The following is a 25,135-nucleotide window of genomic DNA, read 5'->3' as shown; positions in this document are numbered from 1 at the left end:
AATGCTACGCTAAAGTAGAATGATTTGCATTCTTTTAAGTATTTTTGTAGTTCGTTTAGTAGGTTTTTGTTTTGTGTGTTTGTTATTAGTTTATTTGAATTTATTATTTATTTTCTCCTTGTTGTTTTGGAGGAACGTTTCGTTCCTATGTTTCGTTCTTATTAGGATTTTATATTATTTTTGGATATTAGAAAAGCCCCTAATGTTAGGGGCTTTTCACTCTTTTTATTTTATTTATTATAAATATCCATTTTTCCATGCATCTTTTTCTATTTCATCCTCTGCCTTTGCTTTATTAATTATATCTTTATCTAGTCTTGGCCTACTCTTATATTTATCATATGAATCACAAGAATAGCGAGCATCACAATGTCTACATACCGCTATTCCAAAAGGCATTTTTTGCCCATTTACTACATCCTTTAGCTTATCAATAGATGGAGCTTCAAATTTTCCATCTTCAATTTTATCTACAGTTTCTCCAAAACTTATTATCTGATTGATTACATCATCTTCATCAAAATTTAAATCAACTAACGGATTCCATTGCTCCATCAACTTTTCTATTTTAGATTCATCATCATCATAGATAGCTGTTTTTAAGTCATCTGATGGAAATGTAGCTATTATTGCCATATTATCAATTTCACTATTTCTTAAATTCTTCCACATATGAGCATACACACTTAGCTGAGCTTTATACAAATCTTTATTGGCTTTTACATCTTCACTTTTATGAGTCTTTATATCATACATTACTATATTATCTTCTTCATTTACTATATCTACAACTCCCTGTATAGTATAATTTTTACCTTTAGGTGTGATTTGGTTTGGCAGTACAAGTTTGACTTCTGTTTCTGTTACTTTGCTTGCAATATGTTCTAGTTTCTCATAATATAGCTTTATTTGCTGCCATGCAAATTCTTTCATATGAGGGGCTATTGAACGACCTGACTCAAATTTTAATTCTTCAAAGTTATCTTCAAATATATCTCTTAGTTCCTTTATACTCATCATACTAACTCTCTCTCCTTTTGATCTATATAGTAATTATGTAGATCTTCTAGTGTCTTATGTACTAAATTTCCAAAGAAACTAATCGTAGTTCTAGCTGGAACAAAATTATACTTTCTATATATCATATATTTTCTAGGACAATCATTATAGGCTAGATAATCTGCAGTATATGAATATACTTTAGATATGTTATCTAGTTTTATTTTAGATTTTGGGATTAGATTCATATCTAAATCACTTAAAAATGGTATTTTACCACTTTCAAAATCACATTTAAAATGAGCATGCGTTCTTTTTCCCTTACCTATAAGATGTGGTAATATAAGTAATTTTTCTGCTCTTGATATAGCAACATAATAACATCTTATTTTATCAAATTCAGCTATCTTATCTAATGGCTCATAATCACCGTCTAGATACGGCCTTACCATTTCTTCCATCTTCTTGCTCTTTTTTACTGATGATGAGTTAGTTACTGGAACAACATTACCTAATATAACCACAGGAAATTCTAGACCTTTAGATTGATGTATTGTTAAAAAAGATACTCTTCCCTTTGGTATTGGCTCATCTTTCATTTCATATTCACCTTCTTCTCTTTTATATAGTGATCCTATATAAGAAGTGAAGAATATATTTCTAAAACTACTATTAACTAAATTTTTTCCACTTATCAAGCTAAATTTATTTTCTATAAAAAATTGCAGATAAGTTGTTATTGAAGATAGATTATACATTGGACCTTCATCTATACCTTTTTCTGCATTATCAAATATAATCTTAAATCTATCAAATCCACATAATTTATAAAATAAATCTAGTAAATTCCAGTCTAGAGAATTTATTCTTGTAATTAACCACTTGTATGTTAAATTATTCTCTTCTTCTAATTTTCTTTTAACTATTCTTCTCAAAGATGGTTTATTTATCTCTTTAATTCCTGTATTTGATAATTCATTACTTAGGTTTTTCCTAAATTCTTCAAATTCTTCTAAAGTTAGTGCATCATCATAATGTAAATTATTATTTTTCATATACTCCGCTATAATAGAATAATTACTTTTTAAGTCTTGTATTTCTTCACATGTTTCTTGAATAAAATCAGCTAATTTCTCATCTGACTTAATCAATTCACTTGCCATATTAACACATTTTTCAATCCATTCATTAAATTCCTTATGTACACCTTTATTATATTCCTCATCTACTACCGGCAATCCAAATATACTTCCTATAAGTCCTAAAATTAGCATTGGTTCCTCATTATCAAAAAATTTCTTTGCCCTTGGTGCATATACATTTATACCCACTTGTTCAAATGCCTTTCTAAGAAGTCCTACATTAGAATTGTCTCTTAAATATGTAAATAATACAGATACCTCAGAAGGGTCATTTATTATTTTTTCATCTAACATAAATCTTACTTTTTCTGCTATTTCCTTAAATGCTTCTTCAGGGGATGATGGATGAGTTCTAACTACTGCACTTTTATTATCATTACTATTTGCAACTATCTTTTTATTATTATTTCTATAGTATTGACCTTTATTATTTTTATTTTCCCAATCTTCTTTTTCTATAAATCTAGTATAATAATCAACAATATCTTTTCTTGATCTATAGTTAGTACTTAGTTTTATAGTTTTAGCTTTTTTTCCCAAGTAACTTTCACTTCTTGTACTAAATTGAACAAAATTCTCTACTCTTGCACCCCTAAATCTATATAATGATTGATCATCATCTCCAACTACACAAATGTTTTTGTGCCCAGATGCTAACTTGAAAAATATCTTTTCTTGTATACTATTTGTATCTTGATACTCATCAATAATAATATATTTAAATATATTTTCACTATCATCATTATTACACAATATATCATATGTATACTTTTGTAATAATGATAAATCTACTATATCTCTACTATCTTGCTTTAAACTATCAATATATAATTTATACAACTTTCCAAATAAAATTAAAACCTCATCTTTTCTGTAATCATTTATAATCTCGTCAGGTTCTATACATTCTTCTGAAAATCTATTAAAAACACTCATTAAGCAATTTACTATTTCATTTGCTCCAATTGATCTAAGATACATATATGATTTAATTTGTTGTTTATTATCGTCACTAAATCCTAATTCTATCTTAGCTTTTTTTAATAATTTATCCTTAATATAAAAATATTGTTCTAACTCCTGCATTATTTTAGGTGCCTTATTTTTTAACCTATTTTTTAACTTTCTATTTGTAATAAGTCTTTGACATAAAGAATGTACAGTTCCTACATACATCTTAGAAATGTCATAATTTATACCTGTTTCTTGTGATGCTATAGCAAGTAAAGATATTAACCCATCTTTTAGTTGTTGCGCTGCTTTTTCTGTAAATGTACTTAAATATATTTCTTCTGGATTAACATTATTAAATACTATCAAGTTTACAACTCTCCATAATAAAACTCTAGTTTTTCCTGATCCTGGACCTGCTACTAAATTAAGTGGTCCATCTATAGTTTTTATCGCTTCTTCTTGAGCTTTATTGGGTTTAAATCCACTTTTTCCAAATAAATCATCTAAAGTTATAATAACTATCCCCCCATATTAACATTTACTCAGTTCCGGTGAAACCAACTTTTCAAATGCTTTATCAAAATTATCAAGTCTCTCATCTTTATTATAAAAAGGAAGTCCTATAATCTTATATTCCTCATTTGAATACTCTTTTACTTGAGCATTTTTTTCTAGTTGTAATAAAAATTCTTCCTTCCATTTATCTTGTTTTAATAAATGAGCTCCCTTCGGTTCTATAAATATTTGTTGCTGTTCAATCTGTGAGCCATCTTTTCTTTTTAATAAAAGTATATAATCTGGTTCAAACCTTGCGCCATCTTCAAAGGAGTATATATGCAAATTTCTTTCATTTCTTATAAGGTATACTTCTTCATAAGTCTGCTTTAGCTCATTTACTTTAGTTGCAAAATATGAGACAAATTTCTTTTCTTCTGTTGTCCCATAGTTATCATTGTATACAAACCATTCTTTATCGGATAAATCAAGTCTATAATCACCCTTTACATTATTTTGTGATACCCCTTCTCCTTCGTCATCAACTTTTAATTTTTTTCTTAGAGTATCTTTTACGTATTCTTTTAACTCTTTCTCTTCAAAGTTTTTAGTACCCTCTCTATGTTTTATTTTCTTAATTTCTGTAGAAAGTTTTTCAAACATCTTTACTAGTCCTTTATATAACTCTTCATTTGTAGGTAATTCACCATCTGTATTTATAGTTAATTCGAATCTGCCAATGTAATTATCATCTAAAATAAATTCATCTATCCCTTTTAAATTTGGTAAATATGTCTTTATAGTACTAAATTTCATCATAGTGTATTTTCTTAATGCCTTTAATACTATTCTTCTATCAATATCTTTAACCCTGATGTTATTGGTATAACTATGTTTTTTATTAGATTTTTTTATAATATCTTCCATTAGGTTTATATCTTTAGTGACACCTATACTTAAATCTATAGATGTATCTATATTGATATTAGATGGAATACTATTTATAAGATCTTTTGATTTTTCCTTATAGTCATTTACAAATAACTTTCCTTCTTTATATATCTCTTTTTTAATAAACTCTTTTTTTACTTTGTATTCAAATTCAACAGGCTTATCTTTTGGTTCAAATCCTTGTTCTTTTAAAGCTTCTTGTAATTCTTTAATATATGTTGAATTATTTATACTATGATAGTAAAGAGTTTCACAAATACGAAGCTCATGTTCTAAGTCAATATCAAACTTTCTTTTATACTTATCGTCTGTATGCTTCCATTTAAATGGGAAATACCTTGCACCTCTTCCTATTAACTGTGCTTCCTTTGTTGTAGAACTTGATTCTTTATTACTACTTTCATAAAGCCTTACAATATCAAATAGATTTAAAACATCCCATCCTTCTGTTAGCTTGTCAACTGTAAAAATCATTCTATATTTGTTATCTGGATTTTCTAAATCATTTATAACTATTTGCTGATAGCTTGAATCTATTTCTTCATCATTCATGAATATTAAATTCTCTTTTTTAAAATCATTCTTTAAAGCTACTACTAAATCCTCTACTTTTATATTTTCATCCTCAAAGAATTTATACATCTTGTTTATTATTTTATTATCTTCACTTTTAAACTTTTCTATATCATCATTAGAAAATTGAGTTTGCATATAGTTTATAAATTCTTTATAAAACTCTTTACTTTTTTCTATACGAAAAGACTTAAGGAGTATAACTGGCTTTACATTATATCCATATTTTTTGAAGAGTTCTAATCTGTATTGACTTAACAACATTGCTCTTATAGTTCTGTCTAGTGCATCATAATTAGATGCTGAATTATAAAACTCTTTTGTATATCCATCATCTCTAAATTTCAATAAATAATAATTAAAAATTATCTTATCCTTATATTTTTCTAACACTGCTTTATTCTTGAGCTCGCATGTAGCAGTAAACTCCAATAATACATTTTCTTTGTTTACATTTAATATACTTTTAATTGTCTTTTCCCATGATTTATTATTTTTTGCTTCTTCATTTGAATTATTTTTAGTGTCTGAATTTATATGATGTGCTTCATCTGCAATTAAAACAACGTTATTTTCTTCAAAGTCTTTAATTGTGATACTATTTTCTTTGGTTTTATCTAGGTCCTTATGTAGTTTCTGTACTGATGTAAATTTTATGTTTATTGAATTGTCATTTTTATTTGTAAAGTTATTTACTTCCTTTATCTCCACTTCATTTCCATCTATAAAGATCTGTTCATTAAATAGATATTTTGAATAGTACTTATCCAAGAAGTTTGCTTTTGTTTTTTCTATTATATTTTTGTCATTTACAAAGAATAAAAAGTTTCTATATCCTTTTTTATATAAATGGAGTATTGCTCCAGCCATTATGTATGTTTTCCCTGATCCCGTTGCCATATGAAATAATAAATGTATTTGATTATTATTATGCAATTTAGGAGTATCTAGATATGTTATAAAATATCTAAAAGCATCTTCTTGATAATCTCTCATATTAAACTTAGGAGATAAATTACTGAGTAAATAATTTGGTATATCCTTTAGTGTAAGTAGTCCACTTTTTACTTGTTCCTCTATTTCTTCATAAAGAAATTTAGATACTTTAGTTTCTTTATTTCTTTGCTTACTCATCAATTCCCCTCCTATCTACTTATAGAAGCTATCGTTAAATAACTTATCATTTTGTGATACATTATAAGCTTCGTCTTCTATATCACTATAATTTACATAAAGCATATTTTTATCTATTACATCTATTAATAATTTTCTTTTCTTATCTTCTGATAACGCTAAAAATCCTTTTTTATTTTTTTCTACTTTATTAATATCAACTCTATAGCTTACAAATTGATTATTTTTTAATTCTTCATATATTGAAATAAGTTCTTCTTCTGATGCTTTATTTACTTTATCTATAAATAGATGAGCTAACTTCTTTAATTCACAATAAACGAAAGATCCTCCCTCTTGCCAATTTACATCTTGTGATACACCTGTTTGATCCCCATTTATAACATTTTGCATTCTTTGTAATGATTTATCAACATGTGAGTCTAGTTGCTCTATTCCTATATATTGTCTATTCATTTTATGTGCTACTGCTGCTGTTGTACCCGATCCTAAGTATGCATCTAATATTATATCTCCAGGTTTTGTAAATACATTCAATATATCTCTTAATAATCTTTCTGGTTTCTTACCATTTTTTAACTTAACATTACCCTCATCATCAATATTTCTCATATCATAGTGATACCCCTTCCATAGGTCTCCTCTTGCAGTAGCTCTACATATCTCAGGTTTATAGTCACTTGTTCTATGGACGCTATCTCTAAATGATTTATAGTATCTAATTGTATTATTTTTTGTCTTAAATATAAGTAAATCTTTATACTTGTATATTTTTCCATACTCATATTTACTTATTAATTCATTAGGTATTATTTCTGTTAATGGTTGGTCCTGGTATAACATGTTCGCAATCTCATTGTTTATAAAACCTTTAAACCTTTCATCCAATTTCATCATTCTTGATACATTATCAATTTTTAATTTTAATTTATAAGAATCAAATAATTCAGTTATCCATTTTATACTCTTTAGGTATTCAATAAATGAAATTTTCTCCAATTCTTCATTTATAATAATATTATAGTGACTGTCATATAACTCATTCATTTTGCTATATAAAGGCGTTAATTTTAAATCATATTTGTTTTTGCTATATACTAGAGTATAATCTTTTACTTTTACAATAGTCTTATTTATATGACTAGCTTTAGTCCCATAAATCTCTCCACTTTCTATAACAATTGTACTTACAAAATTTTCCCTATTAAAAATTTCATCACATAATACTTTAAGATATGCCATTTCATTATCATCACATTGCAAACAAATTACCCCATTATAATCTAAAAGTTCTTTTGCAATTTCTAGCCTATTCTTCATCATTGTAAGCCATGAACTATGTTTAAATGAGTCATTATATGGAACTTTATCATTATCAGTATTATATAAAATATCCCAATACATACACTTTATCTTTCCTTTGTATCTTGGCAATAAACTATGTAATGCTAATAAATTATTTCCTTTAATTATTAAATTGTCTTTATCATCTATCTCTGTTATATCACTAACTCCATTTTCATCATATCTTTTTGCGTTAGTTAATACTTTAGGATCAAGTAATACATCTATTTCTTTTTTCATTAATATTTCATTAAAAAATATTTCATTTCTTTTATCACTTTCTTTAGTGGAATCAAACTCTAAAACACAATCTTTATACGGAAATTGTAATACTACATCTTCACAGTATTTTATAGAATTTCCTGATTTATCAAATAGTCCTATACTGTTTTTAAAAGATGTATATGAGTCTGGTAAAAAATCTTTATTTTCAATGTAGTTATTAAATCGTTGGCTATCAAATACTTTTAGATCATCTATCTCTATAAAAAATAAATCTCTTGTTAATTCATTATTATATAAAAGCTTTATTAAGCTCTTGTCCATTTTTCTAGCATATTCACATACTTTATTTTTAAACATATTTCCATCATTATCTAAAAATTGTTCTTCTTGTTTTAATACATCATATACATTGTTTAAGCCTTTCATTTTGTGCTTACACCCCCTATTATTTTTATATGATGTATTGTAATAGCTTATGTTAAAAATAAGAATCTCTTCCTATTAATTTATAGAAAGAGATTCTTATAATTATCATATTAAATTTCTAAACACAATTGATTATTTAAATTTGTATAATCAGCTCTAAGATATACCTTAAAATTATTCGTAGGTATATTATATAATTTCAATAACTTAATTATTAAATTTCTAATGCTATTTGCACTCATATTAGTTTCAATATATATTCCTGATCCTATATGTACTGGTCTTCTCATAACCTTTTTATCTGAAGAAAAATATGCACTTTTTCTTCCATTTAACTTTGGATTTCTAACTAGTTCTTTAAACCTTAACTCATCTAACTTTATTAAATACTTACATGTGTCTAGTATCATTTCCTGCCATGTATTTACTATAGATGTATAACTTTCACCTATTCTAAATGAACAAGGTCTTTTATGCGTAAAATCTTCTTTTAAAGTATGTTCTATTGTATCATCTACTTTATATTCTTCATAATTAGGTAGTTCTTTTTTAGAATCTATTTTATCTTCTATATCAGATATTTGCATATCTTCTATATTTATATCTTCTAAAAGTTTGTCTAGTTTCGATTCATATGTATGTAATTCCTGTGCTAGTTGCATGTAATATATAGATTTATCAAAATTTCTATTTTTCATTTCTTCTGATGATTTCTCATTTATTGATTCCATTGTATCTTTTATTGTTTCTAATAATAAATCTATACTTTCATAAAAGTCTATCGCTTTATCTGGAAAGTCTTTATTTATATTTAATAGTAAATCGTTTATATCCATATTTCCTATCCCCTTATTCAGTATTCATAATAATTGTGACATGTTTTATATTTAATTATTTGTTATATATAAAGATTTTACTTTATTATAGTTTCTTATACACAATATAATAAAAGTCCTTCTATTCCTGAAGAACTTCTATTACATTTAGAAATTTTATTATTTATGATTGTATAGTTCTTTATGTTCATTCATAGCATAAGTATCAGTCATTCCTGCAATGTAATCACATATAGTCCTAAGTAGTAACTGTTTATATATTTTTTCTATTTCTGTATTACTATCTATAACTTGATAATGGAATTTTGATATAATTTCTCTAAAGGTTCCATTATCACAATCTTTTGCAGGTTTAATCTCTTTAATTAAATCCTTGTATTTTTCTAATTCTTTTATATTATTATTTAATACATATTCTAATACTTCTTTATTATTATATATATTTTCATATAATTTTTTTATAGTTTTATCCCTTAGCTGTTGCGGATTATGGGTGTATGCTTCAAATAATTTAGTTATAATATAACTACCTGATCCATCCATTCTTTGAGCTTCATAAGACTTAAGTATTCTGTTTTTCAGAAACTCTTGAAGTTTTTTATCCCCATATTCTACATCCTTTGAAAACTCTATAACTGATTCTGTATAACTTTTATTACCTTTTATTGTTTCAATCGTTGTATTAAATATTTTATCCTTTTTACTATAAAATGCATCTTTGTCTTCTATATTAAATTTATTTTTCATATCTAATAAATTCTTTTTAGACTGATTTATTAAATCTGTAGTTAAAAAATCTACTATAAATTTAGAAAAAGCACTGGTTATTTTGTACTTATCTTTTTCTGTTTCTAAATCTTCTATTACTTCTTTATATTCATCATACCTTTCACAATCTTTAAATGACTCTGATATTGTTTTAGATAAATTTTCTGTAGACAGTATTTTAAATTCTATTGCATCTTCTATATCATGATGTCTTTGTGCAATTTCATCAGCCATAGCAACTACATATGCTTCTAACGTCCAATGATCTCTATCCTCAATATTATCAATTATATAATTATAAAAATCTAAGTTGAATTTTTTATTACAATTTTTATTATTATCATTTTTATGCTTTACATCACAGTTAGTAACTCCATTTTTATCACACTCTTTGTATTTTAATGAACTATGATGTATAATTCCCCATATAGTTTCCATTGTTAGGTTTAACGGCTTTTCTTCAAGTTCGTTGACTACTCTAGCACCTTGTAAATTATGTTTAAATCCTCTTTTACCCTCAGATTTTACTATTTCTGTATTAAAATCTGATATTGTGTAACACCCATTCATTATATGATTTAGTGTTCTCTCTCCAACATGACCAAAAGGAGTATGTCCTAAATCATGACCTAGCGCTATAGCCTCAGTCAAATCTTCGTCTAAACCTAACTCTTTAGATATAGTTCTTGCTATTTGAGAAACCTCTAATGTATGTGTTAATCTTGTTCTTATATGGTCATCATTTCCTGTTCTAAAAACTTGAGTTTTTCCACTAAGTCTTCTAAACGCTCTCGAATATAATACTCTATCTCTATCTCTTTGAAATTTATTTCTTATATCATGCTTTAGTTCTTCATTTCCCCATCTTTTAGCTTTTTCTTCTTGAGCTCTAAATAATTGTTTTAATTGTATTTTATTCTCAAATTCTTTCTTTAATTCTTCGATATTTTCCATTTTACTCCCCCTAATTACTACTTTTATAAACTCTATATCTATTTATATTTTCTTATATATAGTAATTTTTGTCAATTTGTATGTAATATCTTACCTAATGTAAATAAGTCTAGAAATTTTGCTCCTAGACCTATTTATACTTATTTAATTAAATTTTTTAATAATTCTATACTACTTTCTTCATTTAAATCATTGCTTCCAAGCTCTCCTCTGAAAGCCTTAGCAAGAATAGACTTCTTTATAACATCAATACTTCTGTCAATATTAGAACTATCTTCTATTTTAAACTCTTTCTCTAAAAGCTTATCTAATATATCAACTATCTTTTTTTGCTCATCAATAGGTGGTGCAGGTATCGCAACTTCATTCTTTAATACGTCCTGATTTACACCAGATTGACCTACCCATTGTTTGCATATACTAGCAAAATGGCCTTGCTTCCATAAAGTATTTATACAATATGCTACCCATTCAGGAATCACCCTACTTTCATCAACTCTTATTCTAGTTAAGTGATTACTAAAAGCAGTGTCCATATCCTCCCTAACAACTACTGCTCTTCCAACTAGCTCAGTACTATTAGTATTATTAAATATAATATCACCTTTACTTAAAGTACCTTTTCCTTTTTGTACTTTTTCTTGTGGTATATATACAATTTTATCGTAATTAAATTGGTTATAAAATCCAACATTATTAGGTCTAAAGTGTGGATAAGCACCATCTTCATCTTTACTAATTTCATTTTGCTTTCCACAAGCAAATCCACTGCTTACATCTGTTATTAGCTCTCCTAAATTAACTAGCTCAGTATATTCTTTGCCTATAACTTCTCCTTTAAATCCTTTTTGTAATATAGATGTTTTTCGACTCTCAAAATCTTCCCTAGCCTCATCAACAAGACCTGCCGCCTTATCAACCTTTTCAAAAAGACTCTCAATCCTATTAACAATCCTTACTTGCTCAGCCAAAGGAGGTAATGGTATTGGTAGCTGCTTCAGTTTATCAATAGTTAGTGCACTATATGCACTTCCAGAAACTGTTGAATTTACCCAATTAATAAAGTATGTACTTTTTATGACTAATTCAATATATCTAGTATTTATATACTCATTAGAATCAATTTGGATTATATTACCATCCTTATAGTAGAACTTTCTATCGTCTACTATCCATGTTTCTCCTATCGTACCAACACATGTTATAAGTAAGTCTCCCACTTTGGGTACACCAAACTTATCTTTTATTTCATTATATCTTTCTTCCGTTATATATATGCTGTCTGTTATTTCCTGGTTAGATGATAGCTTCACAACTTCTTTAGATCTGAAAAATGGTATTCCACTTTCTTGATACTCTTTAGCTAATATACGCTTACTAGATTTTATAGTCGTTAATGCTCCTAATTTAACCCAACACCAATTCTCAGGTACCTCATAAGGAATCTCCTCTTTCGGCACTAGCATATCATCAATCGTCAACTTCTTTTTCGCCATCCTACTCACCACCTAAAGCCTTTAATTCCTTAATAACGCTCATAAGTAAATCAGTAGCTTCCTCTAACTTAGCCACAGCTTCCTCAGCACTATCAATAGGATCAGGTAAATCCTCATAATCTAGAATACTATCATCCTTAATAAGTCCTAAATCAAGGTTATCATTTTTCTCTCTTATCTCATCCCTACTTACCTTGTTCCATCTCTCATCCTCTATAGCTTCTCTATCATCAGATGTATAAGCTTTTATAAAATCATCAAAATGACTTTCCTTAAGTGGATTAGTCTTACCAAAGTTAGGCATGTTAGTTCTTAAATCATAGAACCATACATCCTTAGTATTATCTTTTTCTTCCACACCTCTAGTAAAGAATAACACATTAGTCTTTACCCCTTGTGCATAGAATATTCCTGTAGGAAGTCTAAGTATAGTGTGTAAATTACACTTATCCATTAAGTCCGTTCTAATCTTAGTACCATCACCCTCTTGGAATAACACATTATCAGGAAGAACAACTGCACATCTTGCTTTTCCATCTGCTTTAAGTGATCTATATATATGTTGTAAAAAGTTTAACTGCTTGTTTGAAGTTTGATAAACTAAGTCATCACGAGTAGTTCTCTCTCCACCTTTTTTCGTACCAAATGGTGGGTTAGATAGTACTACATCTAAGTTTTTCATTTGCTTACCTAAGTTTGATAATGTATCTCCTAGGTATATATTTCCTTCTATATCATGAAGCATAGCATTCATCATAGCTAGTCTATGCGTATCATGTACTAACTCACATCCTGAGAATGCTTCATTTCTTTGGAATTCTTGTTCATCTAATTCTAAATCATCTAAGTTATCTGTTTTAGATTTTATATAATGGTCTGCTGCTATCATAAATCCAAATGTACCACATGCTGGGTCATTACACCTTTCACCTGGTTTTGGATCTATTAATTTAACCATAATGTCTATTAAAACTCTTGGAGTGAAGTACTGTCCTGCTCCTGATTTTTTCTCAGATGCATTTTTTTCAAGTAGTCCCTCGTATAAGTCTCCTAGTCCTTCTTCTTTTGCTGAGTACCAGTCTAGTTCGTCTATGCTTTTTATTATTTTTTCTAAGTTTTTAGGCTCTTCTATATTTGTAGAAGCTCCGTTATATATTTCCCTTACTCTACCATCACAGTCTTCTCCTAGATGTGTTAGCAATTCTTTGTAGAACTTTTTAAGTTCTATTCCTGACTTACTTGTTAAGTCGTCCCATCTATAACCTTCTGGTATATTTTCTTCTACTCCTGTTTCCTTTGCCATCTTTAGGAAAAGTATATATGTTAGTTCTGTAACGTACTGATGATATGTTATACCATCATCTCTAAGTACGTTACAAAGATTCCAAAGTTTATTTACTATTTCTTGTGTGTTCATGTTGTCTTCCCTTTCTTATGCTAATTCATTATCACTAAACATATGCTCTTTTAATTTATCTATAACTGCATCTAATTTATCATCAAATACTGTGTTATATCTCTTAAATCCACCTTCTCTTTTAAAGTTACCAATTTCAAATACTTCTTTGTCTATTATAACTTCTTTTATCATATATTTCTCTATTTTTTGTAACCATTTTTCTTGAAGTGGTGTGAATTTAAATTCTTTCTTTATTTTGCTCATAGCTTTTTTAACTCTTTCTTCTTTAGACATAAGCACGCTTCCTATGGCCTTTTGTCTTATAAAAGCTATTATATCTGCTGTTATTTCTTCGTTTGTCATATCTTTGTATGCAGTTTTTAGATATTCTTCACTAAATCCATTATCATCAAGTATTGCTTTTATAGCTTTTAAATCATTTCTAGTCATTTGCTTTGGTTTTGTGCATAATACATTTAGCGCTACTATTTCATTCATATTTTCCTTTATATAGTTTTCAAATTCATTTATATAATCTTCTGGTCTTTTACCTTTTCCATATCCTCTAGTGTGTTCTACTACTTCATCTTTTTCATTAGCTACTATTATTAGATTTTTATTTATTGCTTTTTCATCTAAATAGTTTATTAGTTTGTCATTTTCTATTAATGTCTTTATAGCACTTTGAGTATCTAATTCTTTTAATTCTTTTATAAACTCTGCTGGAGATTTATTTCCACTTAATGATTTAAATACTGCTTCTTCTTTTATTAGTTTTTTCTTTCTTTGTAGTTTTGCTATTACTTTATTTACTATATTTTTCTTCGCTTCTATATTTATATCCCCAGTTAGTTGTTCTTGTAATTGTTTAAAGCTTTCTTTACTATCAACTACTACTGGTTTCATAGTTGTAACGTGTTTTAGTGCTTCGTATAGTTTTACACAGTCATATATTTCAAAGTGAGTTTTTCCTATATCATCACAAAGTCTTGTTGCTCTTCCTAGCATTTGTTCATATAGTATTCTTGACTTTACTCTTCTTAAAAAGACTAGTTTATTTATTCTTGGTACGTCTATTCCTGTTGATAATAAATCTACTGTTACTGCTATGTTTGGATATTTCTCGTTTTTAAATTGTTTTATAGCAAGTTCAGGATCTTTTAACTTTCCTGTTATTTTTAATATGCTATCATCATCTACTCCACCTAGTAGTTCTGTATATATTTCTTTTAGTATTCTAACTATCATATCTGCGTGATAATCATTTGTTGCAAATATTAGTGTTTTTCCTTCATCATCTGGACTTATATATTTAGCCACTTCCATTAAAGCTTCTCTTGTATGACTTTCTACTATTATTCTTTTGTTAAATGAATCTATTTCAAATTCTACATCATCTTCAAGTTCTGCACCGTTTATTACTTCTTTTGTTACAGGATCATATTTTACTACAGTTTGTCCTTTTTTAAGGTGTATTCCTTCTTCACTTAGTTTTGTTTTTATAATGTGTGGTGGTTCATGGTCTACTAAGTATCCATCTATTACTGCATTTCTATATGTATAACTATATACTGGTGGTCCAAATATTTGTGTAGTGTGCAGTGCTGGTGTTGCTGTTAGTGCTATTTTAAATGCATCAAAGTAGTCTATTACCTTTTTATATTTACTTAAGAAGTCTTTTTCATCTTTGTATTCTAATTCTTCTTCTAATACTTCTTTGTCTAGTATATATCCTCTATGAGCTTCATCTATTATTATAGCGTCATAATCTCCTACTCCTGGTATTTGAGATTCATCACTATTGTACATTATACGTTTTACCATTGCTTGTACTGTTGCTATATGTACTTTTGTTTCTTTGTCTATTTTTTTATCTTCTAGTTTGTTTATGTTGTATATTTGATTAAGTGTTAATAAATCTGTTATCTTTACCTCTTCAAATGTTTCACTAGCTTGGTTTCCTAAACTTGTTCTATCTACTAAAAATAGTATACGTTTAAATCTATTTGTCTTAAGTAATCTATATATAAGACCTAGTACTGTTCTTGTTTTTCCTGTTCCTGTTGCCATTGTTATAAGTGCTGCTTCTTTTTCTTCTTTTATAGCACGCTCTACTGCTTTTATGGCATCTACTTGGTAATATCTAAGTCCTACTCCTTTAGGATCTTGTAAAAAGTCAAATGATAGTTTGTCTAGTTCTTCATTTGATTTTTCTAAGTCACTTTGTAAAAGTTCCATTATATTTTGTGGTGTGTAGAAGTTTTGAAGTACTTTAGGGTTATTTGTAGGCTTTCTACAATCTAGAAAATGTACTCCACTTTTTTCTTTTATTTCTTCTATATATTTTCTACCATTTGATGTAAATAAAAATGGTACGTTGTATTCTTCCCATCCGCCAACTACATAGTCTATGTGTTCTTCTTTTACACCTTTAGCGTATATTTTATTTTCTATCATATGGCTACCTACATCTTGTGAGTATTTTTTAGCTTCTATAAATCCTACTAATTTTTCTCCACAAAATAGTGCATAGTCTACATATCCACTTTTTTTGTATTTAGATGATGTTGGCCATTCTGCTATTGCCATATTTTTGTTTTTTACAGGTCTTGTTCCTTTTGAATATCTTAAGTTTTTAGTGTCTGCTTCCCATCCTGCATTTCTTAGTTGTTCATCTATTATTACTCTTGTTTCTTCTTCACTTAAATCCATGTTTTTAGCAATTTTTTTAGAACGTTCTTTTCTTAGATATTTTTCTTTTTTAATTGTATCTTCTGTTTTATCTTCATTAAGTGATTTTAGATTTTTAAGTTGACTTTCGTATTCTTTTATTTTGGCTTCATATTCTTCTTCTAGTTTTTTTAGATTTTCACTACTACTTTCTATGCTGTTTTCCTCTGGCATTACAAATTCTACTGGCTCAAAGTAGTAATCCCCATATACTTCCATAAACCAGTTTGCTAGTTTGTGTGCAAGTCTTAAATTTACTTTTGCTTCTTCTACATTTTCGTATCCTTCGTGTGCTGCTGGGTTTCTTTTCTTTCTTAGTATTTGTAATATGCTTTCTATTTCTTCTGGTAGTAGGTCTTCTTTTTTTAGAAGTTTTATTCTATTTATTTGACTTTTGTCATGACTTATATATATTTCGTCTATATCTTCTAGTTTTATTATATATTTTACTATTGTTTCTCCAAATATTCCTAGCTTTATGAAAGCTGTATTTGAGTCTTGGTATATGTATTTTTCAGCAAACTCGCCTAACTTGGCAAGCTCTGGATATTTTTCATTTAGAAAGTTAAAGTTACTCATAGTTCTCCCCTTAAATTAATTATTTTATAATGCTAAATAATTATCTATTATCTATTTGTTGACAATTACTCTTATACAATAATATTTTAACAAAATTATCATTAAAAATCTTAATTTAAGATTTTACTTTATTTTAACATATTTAAATTCATTTTTCTTTATTTTAATTTGGAAGAAGTTGTATTAAAGCTTATTATGATATATTTCTACCAGGAAATTTTTATATTTTAAGTTTACAAGTAAAGAGGAACGAAACGTTCCTCTTTGTATTTAATATGTTATATTTGAATTGATGATATTTCTAACTTGTACTTCACTTATACCAAACTTTCTCGATAGCTCTTTATAGTTACCATTATATTCTCTATGTTTCACTATTATATTCAATTAGGTCTATCTACATATTTCATTTATGAATAAGAATTATCTAATATTTTAAATTCTTTATTATACTTTTTTATATTGTTTATCTTAAATTGTAAATAAAAATAATGGAGGTAAATAATATGAAATGGTACTTAGACTTTGGCCACGGTGGAAAAGACTCTGGTGCATTAGGAACTAGCTCAACAAAGGAAAGTGATACAGTATTAAAAATAGGAATGATAATAAAAGCTAATCTAGAAGAAGCTTTTGAAAAAGTAATAACAACTAGAGAAACTGACAAATACTACTCACTAGATTATAGAAGCCAACTGGCAAATAAATGTAACTGCGACTACTTCATAAGTCTTCACATGAACTCATCAACTAACAAATCAGCAAAAGGATGCGAAGTATGGATATACGATGAAAATAGTAAAGTATACCCCCTAGCTAAAAACATATGCTCAAACTTATCAAAAACTATAAATACACCTAACCGAGGGGTTAAAATATCAAAAGACTTCTTTGTACTTAGAAAAACTAAAATGCCTGCTCTTTTAATAGAAATAGACTTTATATCAAATTCTGTTGTTGAAAATAACTTAGCTTCTCCTAAATACATAAAAGACATAGCAAACTCCATATCATCTACATTACTTTCATTTGTAGATAAATCAATAATAGATGAAATGACCAACTCGAATTTTTATAGAGTATGTATAGGAGCATTTAAAGATAAAACTAATGCTATAAACCTTAAAAATAAAGCAATATCCAAAGGCTTTAATGACACTTATATAATCTAGTACCCCTACGTCGTGCTTTCATACTCAAAATACCCTACGTCGCATTTTCAGCCCCCGGGTATTTAAATATTTTCATAAAAAACTTTAATATCTTTAAAAATCCACTTTACCTATACTTATTATCAAGAAGTATAAAACTTCAATAAAAAATTCGCTATGCTTGAGCCACTGTGTGGGCGAACTATTTCATAGCGTCAACGGCCTAAAAAACAGGCCCGTTACTAAAAACAAAGGAGGAATACTTATGGCAGTAACTGCAACTAAAAATCCATCAGGATTAAAAATAAGATTTGACTGTGGGCTTGATGATGTAACTGGAAAAACAAAAGTAAAAAGTAAAACTTACTCTAATGTAGATCCAGAAGCAACAAATGATGATGTATATGCTGTTGGAGCTGTTATAGCATCACTTCAAAACAATACACTACTTGAAGTAGCTATAATAGACAATACTACATTATCAGAATAAAATTCGCTTAGCTTTAGCCACGTGTGGGGGAACTACTTCATTTCGCCAACAATATGACATTCGCATACGCTTTGAGCAACGTGTTGGCGAACTACTTCAGTCACATCCGTTGCTCAAATTTATTAAATTATATGGAGGTGTATTATGGAAGTTTCAAAGAGATTGTTAATGAGTTTTATGACAACATCTGGAAAGAAGGTTTCTATATCAGTAGATGACCCTAGGGAAAATTTAACTGAAACAGAGATAAAGACAGCTATGACTACTATACTTTCTAAAAATATATTTAAACCAGCTGGAGAAAACTTTGCATCTTTAGTAGAAGCTAAGGTTGTTGAAACTGGAACTACTGAGTACGACTTGGTTTTATAGTTAATAGAGCTATGCTATTTTTAGCATAGCTTTTAATTTATTGAAGGGATGTGTTTTTGTGAATTCTGAATTACAAACTCTTATAGCTTCTGTTGGCTTTCCTATAGCCCTTAGTATGTATTTACTTGTAAGGATTTAGGGAAAGCTTCAGGTTCTATCTGATAGTATTAATGAATTATCTAAAACTATCATAGGTATGAAATAATTTTTATAATAATGTATAATTATTCCATTTTAGGAAATGCTCTAAATATCCTACTAATATAAATCTATTTTGTACTTTTTATATTTAAAATGACTTAATAAATCAAAAGACAGGCAACAAAAGCCTGTCTTTTTTATATTCCTTAAGTTTTATATATTATTCACTTATTGTTATTCCTAAATCAACTATTCTATTATATAAGTAGTTCATTTGTACTTCATTAAGATTAGCTTTTTTAAAAGCATTTACTATCTCTACTTTTGTAAGAATACCTTCTTTTTTACCTTTTTCTATTAAATCAGCTAACTCTCCTACCATTAATTTTTCTATAAATTCAATCACTTTTTTCATTTCACCTTTATCAAGTTCTTTAAATAAATTTATAAATTCATCCATTACTTCTTGCTTTAATTTTTCGTTCATTTTAATCTCCCCTTATGTTTAGTCTATATATCCTGATTCTAATTATAACAAATTTCAACCTATAATTATAATTTTATTTTCCATATATTCTAAAATTTAATTTCTTTCCAATAATCTTTACTAAATAATTTTTACTCATTTCAATAATCCTACTACCAATAGCCTCATCAATACCTATAAGTTCCTCAACACTTTTTTCCGAACTAACAATAAGTGGCAAATTATTAAAATACCTATGATTAACAATCTCAAAGATAATATTAACATCACTATCACTAATCCTGCCCTTAAACAAATCATCAATCAAAAGCACCCTAGCATTTTTATATCTGTTCATCACCCTATTATAATAAGCCTCATCCATAATATTTTGCTTAAGTTTAGTAATAATATCCCTATACCCCATATACACAACACCTACCCCATCATCCATAAGCTCATTAGCTATAGCCAGGCAAAGATGGGTTTTTCCACACCCAACTTGTCCTATAAACATTATAGAGTTACATTTATCCTTTTCAATATCTTTAAAGTTTCTTGAATAATTACAAGCTTCTTTATAAGCACATATAATTTGTTTTTCTATATCATAAACAAAGTTGCTAATTCTCTTGTTTCTAAACTCTTCACTTATACCACTTTTTATTAAAATATCTTCAGCTATCCTTACTTGCCTACATACACAAGGAATTGCAACACCTTCATCTATAATAAAGGTCATATCTCTACACTTATCACATTTATACTCACTAACTTTAGTTTCTAAACCTTCCAAACTCTCGTTCAACTTCTGCGATTTCTTCTGGTGTTAGCTTTCTATAAATGTCTTCATCCTCTCCTTCATCATATGTGGCATATTCATTGTTTCTATAGTTGTTACTACCCTTTCCATATTTATCTCCCCTGTTCTTTAAGCTTTTTTCATATGCTAATAAATCACTATAACTTTTTATGTTGTTATCATTCCATTGATTTATTATTCCATTTACATATCCTTTGTTACACTTACCTCTATCTGTAGCAATCTCTATAGCTCTTTTAAATAATTCATAATCTATAGTTTCTGTAATATCTATTAACCACTGTGCTACTATACCATTTATAAGTCCTACATTTTCTTCATATAATTTTTTAAACTTACTTAAAGATGAATAATACGATAAGTGTTCATTTTCTTTTTCTTCTTCTTTTTCTTTTTTATTTTCTTTTTCTTTTTGCCCACCTATGGTAGATATACTATCCAACGAATCGTTAGACGTATCGTCTATATACTTTTCAAACTCTCTTTTTATCTCTTCTTTATCTATATTTTGTGCTACATAAGCCAATAAGCTCCTATCCTATCCTTTACTTCTTTGACTTCTTTTTTTACACAGTCTATTATTGGCTTTCCACCTTTTACTAAATTGTATTTTCCCCATCGTCTTATGGCTAATTCACGTGTTTGTTGATTATATCTTATAATTTTGTAGTAATTTTCAAATCTATATATAAGTGTATTTATACTTTCTACTGAGTACCCCAATTCAAAAGCTATTTGCTTTTTAGGTATTTTATATATTCCTATTTGCGTTGTGTTTGTATTGGTTAAAATATATAAGAAAAATAGCTTGTCCTCTGGTGTCATCTCTTCTAATACTTTTTCATCTTTCCAAAATTCAGTTCTTACATGTCTAAATATTGCCATATAAAATCCCCCTTAATTTAAACTTTCTATAGTATATAGTGAATTATCTACTAAAAACATATCATTATCAATACTACCTTTAACTACCCCTACGTCTAAAAACTCGACTCCCTCTTTTTTGCATAATCTAATTATTGCATCTCTTGGATTTGAGTATCCTAATGCCCTTGCTATTGGTATAGCCTCAAAATATTCTTTTTTATTTATTACTACTACATTTATTTCTCCAAATTCTTCATTTGAAAATATCTTTAAATCATTCATTTGTATCCCCCTTATTTTCTGTATCAGCATATTCTTAATTTTTTTTAGCTCTTTGGTAATTTATTAGAGAAAAAAATATCATTAGCTTCATCAAGTGTTAAATCCAAACATTCAATTACTTTTAATATCTCTCCAACAGTAAACACTATTTTGCCATTTTCCTTAAAGTTGTATGTCTTATGAGAAATTCCCATCTTCTCTGCTAGCTCATATTGGTATAACCCCTTAAGTACCCTCTTTGATTTAAGTAATCTTAATTTCAATTTTATCCCCTCCATAATTTTGCTGCCTTTCTGTAATTTAATATTAACTGGAAGTAATATCCATAGTCAAGAAAAAACTTTACCATTTGTATAAATTTACACTTTAATTTACCATTTAGTAAATATATATTACTTTATGGTAATATATATTTGTATCTTACCATTTGTTAATTTTTCTTTCCTTACTGGTAAATATATACTATAATATTTTTAGAGGTGATATTAATGGAAAGCATCGGAGAAAGAATAACAAAGGCAAGACGTTATTTAGGTATGAATCAGAAAGAATTGTGCGAAAAAGCTGAAATAAATGAAGCAACTCTATCAAGGTATGAAAATGGACTTAGAGAACCTAAAGCTGCTACACTTTCAAAGTTAGCAGAGATTTTAGAAGTATCTACTGACTATTTACTTGGTATAACAGATATTAGAAATTATAAGACTTTAAAAGACGATATGAACAAAAACGTTGAAAGTATATATGAAAATACTAAGGAAATGTTAAAACAAGACGGTTTAATGCTTTATGGTAAGCCTGCTACTAAAGAAGATATAGATCACATACTAAAAGCTATGAAGGTTGGTATGTTAATGGCTCTAGAAAAAGATAATGATTAATTTTAAGTAGGTATGTAAATTCTACATACCTACTTAAATAAAGTCATTATTAACATAAATTATATAACCAACATATAGCTTAAGATAAGTAAACTTATATATTGATTATAAAGGGGGAGGACTTTTAGTGAATATAAATCATATAAGAGAGGCAATTAGAAGAATTACATACTGTTATGATACTTCTGATCCAAAAGAACTTATAGATGCAATGGGGATTAAATTAGGTTTTTTACCTAATGATACAGATATAAATAAATTAAAAGGATGTTATGGCATGATTAATGGGGATAAAGTCATTCTTATTCATCCTGATTTAAATGATGAATGTCGTCGTGAGGTTTATGCTCATGAGCTAGGACATGCTATACTTCATCCTACTACTAATGCTTTATTTTTAGCTACTTATACATATTTTAGACTTGGTACTCTAGAAATAGAAGCTGATACCTTAGCTTCTGAGCTTTTACTAAGTGATGATATATATTATAAATATATGGGTAGAAACAATGGATTTATAGCAAGTTGTGAAAAAGTTCCTGAAAGATTTGTTGAACTTAAACTTAATAATTTTAGAAAAAGATTAAATAAGTTTTGGTAATAAAAGAACAATAATACTGTAATTAATTATTTTTTTGCCTTTTCATAGAACATAGGTTTGTTTTTTATTAATTATTATTGCTTTAGTCTTAAAAGTATAGAAAACATGTTTTAATATCCCTCATATATTTTTAAGACTAATTGCTTTTAGTAATAACAAATAAATAGCGGCATGAGTTCAATTGAATATGAAATACATGCCGCATAAGCTTTTTTTATGAGTGTCTACTTGATAGGGTCATAAATATAAATATGTGGAGAATATCTATAAATTTGTGTATCTTATTTAATTCATCTTTTATTATTTGAGTAGATGTTTTAAATGTTTCATCATTAAACCTATTTCTCAATATTATGCACTGTGTCCAATTATTATTATAAATTAAATTATCAATATTTTCTAATCTTCTAAATGATATTATTATAATTTTTTTCATTTAATATATCTCCAGCTTACTATTTATGTGCTTATCATAGTTATATTTTTAATATCTATTTTTAAATTTTTAAATAATTTTTAAATTTTTGAATAATTTTTAAATAAATAAAGTAAAATTTGTATTAATTTTTAAATAAATAAAGTAAAATTTATATATATAAAATTTTTTTTAAGCCTAAATAATCTAAAGTCAAAATTTGTCTAAATTAAGTTTAAAAAATTTTTATTATTTTAAGTTTCATACCTATTTTTTAATTTGCCTATAAATTCCAATAGTGTTATATTAAAAAAGAAAACAGCAGCAATCGTTTTCATGAAGTAAGACACTACTATATTAATCAAAATCTAGGAGGAGAATTACTATGGAAAACTTAAAAAACAAAAGATTTGCTACAAAAGCGATACATGGAGGACATCATAAAGATCCTGTATCTGGAGCATTAACTACACCAATATGCCAAACATCAACATTTGTATTTGATAGTGCTGAACAAGGTGGAAGAAGATTTGCACTTCAAGAAGGTGGATACATATACTCAAGATTAGGAAATCCAACTAATGCTCAATTAGAAGAAAAAGTAGCTTTACTAGAAGGCGCAGAGGCTTGTATGTCTACTGCATCAGGAATAGGAGCTATATCTTCAGCATTATGGACAGCCTTAAAAGCAGGAGACCATGTAGTTGCGTCTAAGACATTATATGGATGTACATTTGCATTATTAAATCATGGCTTAACAAGATATGGAGTTGAAGTAACTTTTGTAGATGCTACTAATTTAGAAGAAATTAAAGCTGCTATGAAAGAAAATACTAGAGTTGTTTATTTAGAAACTCCAGCAAATCCAGACTTAAAATTAATAGATATAGAAGCTGTTGCTAAAATAGCTCATGAAAAGAAAGATTGTATAGTTATGGTAGATAATACTTTCTGTACACCTTACATACAAAGACCTCTAGAATGGGGAGCTGATGTTGTACTTCACTCTGCAACTAAGTACTTAAACGGACATGGAGACGTTATAGCAGGTTTTGTTGTTGGTAAACAAGACTTTATAAACCAAGTAAGATTATTTGGTGTTAAAGATATGACAGGTGCTGTACTTAGCGCATTTGATGCTTACTTAATATTAAGAGGTATGAAAACTTTACAAATCAGAATGGATAAACATAGTAAAAATGCACTAGAAGTTGCTAAGTTCCTAGAAGGACATAAAAATGTAGTAAAAGTTAACTATCCTGGACTTGAAAGCTTCCCTCAACGTGAATTAGCTAAAAAACAAATGCATTTACCAGGTGGTATGATAGCATTTGAAGTTAAAGGTGGCTTAGAGGCGGGTAAAAAATTACTTAACTCTTTAGAATTATGTACTCTTGCAGTTAGCTTAGGTGATTGCGAGACATTAATACAACATCCTGCTTCAATGACTCACTCTCCTTATACAGCTGAGGAAAGAGCTGAAGCTGGAATCTCAGATGGATTAATAAGAATTTCTGTAGGTCTTGAAGACCCTGAAGATATAATAGATGATTTAAAACAAGCCTTAGATTTACTTTAAGCTTTAAAATTGAACCTAGTTTAATTAAGCTAGGTTCAATTTTTTTAAAGTCTTAATTGTCA

Annotated in this window: 22 protein-coding genes; 6 read left to right on the top strand and 16 right to left on the bottom strand. The window is 27.8% G+C overall.

All coding sequences use genetic code 11. The features are described from left to right. Positions 1–237: 237 nt before the first annotated feature. The 9 genes from ABCP60_RS03545 to hsdR all read right to left on the bottom strand — a co-directional run bounded on the left by ABCP60_RS03545 (position 238) and on the right by hsdR (position 17,005). A complete protein-coding gene (locus tag ABCP60_RS03545; protein ID WP_343101263.1) occupies positions 238–1,020 on the bottom strand; it encodes a PD-(D/E)XK nuclease family protein in 783 nt (260 codons plus the stop codon). Further along, positions 1,017–3,608 carry an ATP-dependent helicase gene (locus tag ABCP60_RS03540; protein ID WP_343101435.1) on the bottom strand — a complete coding sequence of 864 codons (2,592 nt, stop codon included), beginning with the start codon at positions 3,606–3,608 and terminating at the stop codon, positions 1,017–1,019. The genes ABCP60_RS03545 and ABCP60_RS03540 overlap by 4 nt, the downstream gene beginning before the upstream one ends. Positions 3,609–3,626: 18 nt before the next feature. Continuing rightward, the gene (locus ABCP60_RS03535; protein ID WP_343101262.1) at positions 3,627–6,248 is read right to left on the bottom strand and encodes a DEAD/DEAH box helicase family protein; all 2,622 of its coding nucleotides are present in this window, start codon (positions 6,246–6,248) and stop codon (positions 3,627–3,629) included. Positions 6,249–6,263: 15 nt separating this feature from the next. Further along, positions 6,264–8,243, bottom strand: coding sequence for a site-specific DNA-methyltransferase (locus ABCP60_RS03530; protein WP_343101261.1), 1,980 nt, complete (start codon positions 8,241–8,243; stop codon positions 6,264–6,266). A gap of 110 nt (positions 8,244–8,353) precedes the next feature. Beyond that, positions 8,354–9,079, bottom strand: a complete 726-nt coding sequence (locus tag ABCP60_RS03525) for a hypothetical protein (RefSeq protein ID WP_343101260.1) — start codon at positions 9,077–9,079, stop codon at positions 8,354–8,356. A gap of 159 nt (positions 9,080–9,238) precedes the next feature. Beyond that, on the bottom strand, positions 9,239–10,801 hold the full coding sequence (dgt, locus tag ABCP60_RS03520) for a dGTP triphosphohydrolase (RefSeq protein ID WP_343101259.1): 1,563 nt from the start codon (positions 10,799–10,801) through the stop codon (positions 9,239–9,241). A 140-nt stretch (positions 10,802–10,941) separates the two neighbouring features. Further along, entirely contained in the window at positions 10,942–12,297 is a 1,356-nt protein-coding gene (locus tag ABCP60_RS03515) for a restriction endonuclease subunit S (protein ID WP_343101258.1), read from the bottom strand. A gap of 1 nt (position 12,298) precedes the next feature. Then, positions 12,299–13,714 carry an N-6 DNA methylase gene (locus tag ABCP60_RS03510; RefSeq protein ID WP_343101257.1) on the bottom strand — a complete coding sequence of 472 codons (1,416 nt, stop codon included), beginning with the start codon at positions 13,712–13,714 and terminating at the stop codon, positions 12,299–12,301. 15 nt (positions 13,715–13,729) lie between these two features. Further along, positions 13,730–17,005, bottom strand: a complete 3,276-nt coding sequence (hsdR, locus tag ABCP60_RS03505) for a type I restriction-modification system endonuclease (protein ID WP_343101256.1) — start codon at positions 17,003–17,005, stop codon at positions 13,730–13,732. Between the two features lie 506 nt (positions 17,006–17,511). Between hsdR and ABCP60_RS03500 the strand changes: the two genes are divergently transcribed. The 3 genes from ABCP60_RS03500 (at position 17,512) to ABCP60_RS03490 (ending at position 19,018) form a co-directional block, all read left to right on the top strand. Further along, entirely contained in the window at positions 17,512–18,177 is a 666-nt protein-coding gene (locus ABCP60_RS03500) for an N-acetylmuramoyl-L-alanine amidase (RefSeq protein WP_343101255.1), read from the top strand. A 244-nt stretch (positions 18,178–18,421) separates the two neighbouring features. Then, positions 18,422–18,646 carry a DUF1659 domain-containing protein gene (locus tag ABCP60_RS03495; protein ID WP_240275885.1) on the top strand — a complete coding sequence of 75 codons (225 nt, stop codon included), beginning with the start codon at positions 18,422–18,424 and terminating at the stop codon, positions 18,644–18,646. 144 nt (positions 18,647–18,790) lie between these two features. Beyond that, positions 18,791–19,018: a DUF2922 domain-containing protein gene (locus tag ABCP60_RS03490; protein WP_343101254.1), complete on the top strand. Its 228-nt coding sequence runs from the start codon at positions 18,791–18,793 to the stop codon at positions 19,016–19,018. 361 nt (positions 19,019–19,379) lie between these two features. Here the strand turns inward: ABCP60_RS03490 and ABCP60_RS03485 are convergent, their stop codons facing one another. The 6 genes from ABCP60_RS03485 to ABCP60_RS03460 form a co-directional block, all read right to left on the bottom strand. Beyond that, the gene (locus ABCP60_RS03485; RefSeq protein WP_343101253.1) at positions 19,380–19,646 is read right to left on the bottom strand and encodes an RNA polymerase sigma factor region1.1 domain-containing protein; all 267 of its coding nucleotides are present in this window, start codon (positions 19,644–19,646) and stop codon (positions 19,380–19,382) included. Positions 19,647–19,719: 73 nt separating this feature from the next. Continuing rightward, the gene (locus ABCP60_RS03480) at positions 19,720–20,433 is read right to left on the bottom strand and encodes an ATP-binding protein (protein WP_343101252.1); all 714 of its coding nucleotides are present in this window, start codon (positions 20,431–20,433) and stop codon (positions 19,720–19,722) included. Further along, on the bottom strand, positions 20,402–20,974 hold the full coding sequence (locus ABCP60_RS03475) for a DnaD domain protein (protein WP_343101251.1): 573 nt from the start codon (positions 20,972–20,974) through the stop codon (positions 20,402–20,404). Before ABCP60_RS03475 ends, ABCP60_RS03480 begins: the two co-directional genes overlap by 32 nt. After that, positions 20,962–21,333 (bottom strand): hypothetical protein, encoded by a 372-nt coding sequence (locus tag ABCP60_RS03470; protein ID WP_343101250.1) that lies wholly within the window; start codon positions 21,331–21,333, stop codon positions 20,962–20,964. Before ABCP60_RS03470 ends, ABCP60_RS03475 begins: the two co-directional genes overlap by 13 nt. Positions 21,334–21,345: 12 nt before the next feature. Then, positions 21,346–21,597: a BRO family protein gene (locus tag ABCP60_RS03465; protein ID WP_195581060.1), complete on the bottom strand. Its 252-nt coding sequence runs from the start codon at positions 21,595–21,597 to the stop codon at positions 21,346–21,348. 44 nt (positions 21,598–21,641) lie between these two features. Beyond that, the gene (locus ABCP60_RS03460; RefSeq protein ID WP_240275892.1) at positions 21,642–21,860 is read right to left on the bottom strand and encodes a helix-turn-helix transcriptional regulator; all 219 of its coding nucleotides are present in this window, start codon (positions 21,858–21,860) and stop codon (positions 21,642–21,644) included. A 225-nt stretch (positions 21,861–22,085) separates the two neighbouring features. Here ABCP60_RS03460 and ABCP60_RS03455 point away from each other — a divergent pair, with 225 nt between their 5' ends. Together ABCP60_RS03455 and ABCP60_RS03450 are read left to right on the top strand one after the other, a co-directional pair. Continuing rightward, on the top strand, positions 22,086–22,478 hold the full coding sequence (locus tag ABCP60_RS03455; protein WP_092926145.1) for a helix-turn-helix transcriptional regulator: 393 nt from the start codon (positions 22,086–22,088) through the stop codon (positions 22,476–22,478). Between the two features lie 127 nt (positions 22,479–22,605). Continuing rightward, a complete protein-coding gene (locus ABCP60_RS03450) occupies positions 22,606–23,079 on the top strand; it encodes an ImmA/IrrE family metallo-endopeptidase (protein WP_195581059.1) in 474 nt (157 codons plus the stop codon). 214 nt (positions 23,080–23,293) lie between these two features. Here the strand turns inward: ABCP60_RS03450 and ABCP60_RS03445 are convergent, their stop codons facing one another. Beyond that, a complete protein-coding gene (locus ABCP60_RS03445) occupies positions 23,294–23,515 on the bottom strand; it encodes a hypothetical protein (protein ID WP_343101249.1) in 222 nt (73 codons plus the stop codon). Between the two features lie 364 nt (positions 23,516–23,879). Between ABCP60_RS03445 and megL the strand changes: the two genes are divergently transcribed. Beyond that, positions 23,880–25,073 carry a methionine gamma-lyase gene (gene megL / locus ABCP60_RS03440; protein WP_195237117.1) on the top strand — a complete coding sequence of 398 codons (1,194 nt, stop codon included), beginning with the start codon at positions 23,880–23,882 and terminating at the stop codon, positions 25,071–25,073. Positions 25,074–25,135 lie beyond the last annotated feature (62 nt).

It is taken from the genome of Romboutsia sp. MSSM.1001216sp_RTP31141st1_G3_RTP31141_220114 (assembly GCF_039031195.1).
GTDB classification, from domain to species: domain Bacteria; phylum Bacillota; class Clostridia; order Peptostreptococcales; family Peptostreptococcaceae; genus Romboutsia_C; species Romboutsia_C hominis.
The sequence above is the reverse complement of the archived record's forward strand: the minus strand, read 5'-3'. Positions and strand labels throughout refer to the sequence as shown.

Bases quoted from the DNA above. Each gene is read 5' to 3' on its own strand.
- ABCP60_RS03545 (WP_343101263.1), bottom strand. From the start codon at position 1,020: ATGATGAGTATAAAGGAACTAAGAGATATATTTGAAGATAACTTTGAA.
- ABCP60_RS03535 (WP_343101262.1), bottom strand. From the start codon at position 6,248: ATGAGTAAGCAAAGAAATAAAGAAACTAAAGTATCTAAATTTCTTTAT.
- ABCP60_RS03530 (WP_343101261.1), bottom strand. From the start codon at position 8,243: ATGAAAGGCTTAAACAATGTATATGATGTATTAAAACAAGAAGAACAA.
- ABCP60_RS03525 (WP_343101260.1), bottom strand. From the start codon at position 9,079: ATGGATATAAACGATTTACTATTAAATATAAATAAAGACTTTCCAGAT.
- dgt (WP_343101259.1), bottom strand. From the start codon at position 10,801: ATGGAAAATATCGAAGAATTAAAGAAAGAATTTGAGAATAAAATACAA.
- ABCP60_RS03515 (WP_343101258.1), bottom strand. From the start codon at position 12,297: ATGGCGAAAAAGAAGTTGACGATTGATGATATGCTAGTGCCGAAAGAG.
- ABCP60_RS03510 (WP_343101257.1), bottom strand. From the start codon at position 13,714: ATGAACACACAAGAAATAGTAAATAAACTTTGGAATCTTTGTAACGTA.
- hsdR (WP_343101256.1), bottom strand. From the start codon at position 17,005: ATGAGTAACTTTAACTTTCTAAATGAAAAATATCCAGAGCTTGCCAAG.
- ABCP60_RS03500 (WP_343101255.1), top strand. From the start codon at position 17,512: ATGAAATGGTACTTAGACTTTGGCCACGGTGGAAAAGACTCTGGTGCA.
- ABCP60_RS03495 (WP_240275885.1), top strand. From the start codon at position 18,422: ATGGCAGTAACTGCAACTAAAAATCCATCAGGATTAAAAATAAGATTT.
- ABCP60_RS03490 (WP_343101254.1), top strand. From the start codon at position 18,791: ATGGAAGTTTCAAAGAGATTGTTAATGAGTTTTATGACAACATCTGGA.
- ABCP60_RS03485 (WP_343101253.1), bottom strand. From the start codon at position 19,646: ATGAACGAAAAATTAAAGCAAGAAGTAATGGATGAATTTATAAATTTA.
- ABCP60_RS03470 (WP_343101250.1), bottom strand. From the start codon at position 21,333: ATGGCAATATTTAGACATGTAAGAACTGAATTTTGGAAAGATGAAAAA.
- ABCP60_RS03465 (WP_195581060.1), bottom strand. From the start codon at position 21,597: ATGAATGATTTAAAGATATTTTCAAATGAAGAATTTGGAGAAATAAAT.
- ABCP60_RS03455 (WP_092926145.1), top strand. From the start codon at position 22,086: ATGGAAAGCATCGGAGAAAGAATAACAAAGGCAAGACGTTATTTAGGT.
- ABCP60_RS03445 (WP_343101249.1), bottom strand. From the start codon at position 23,515: ATGAAAAAAATTATAATAATATCATTTAGAAGATTAGAAAATATTGAT.
- megL (WP_195237117.1), top strand. From the start codon at position 23,880: ATGGAAAACTTAAAAAACAAAAGATTTGCTACAAAAGCGATACATGGA.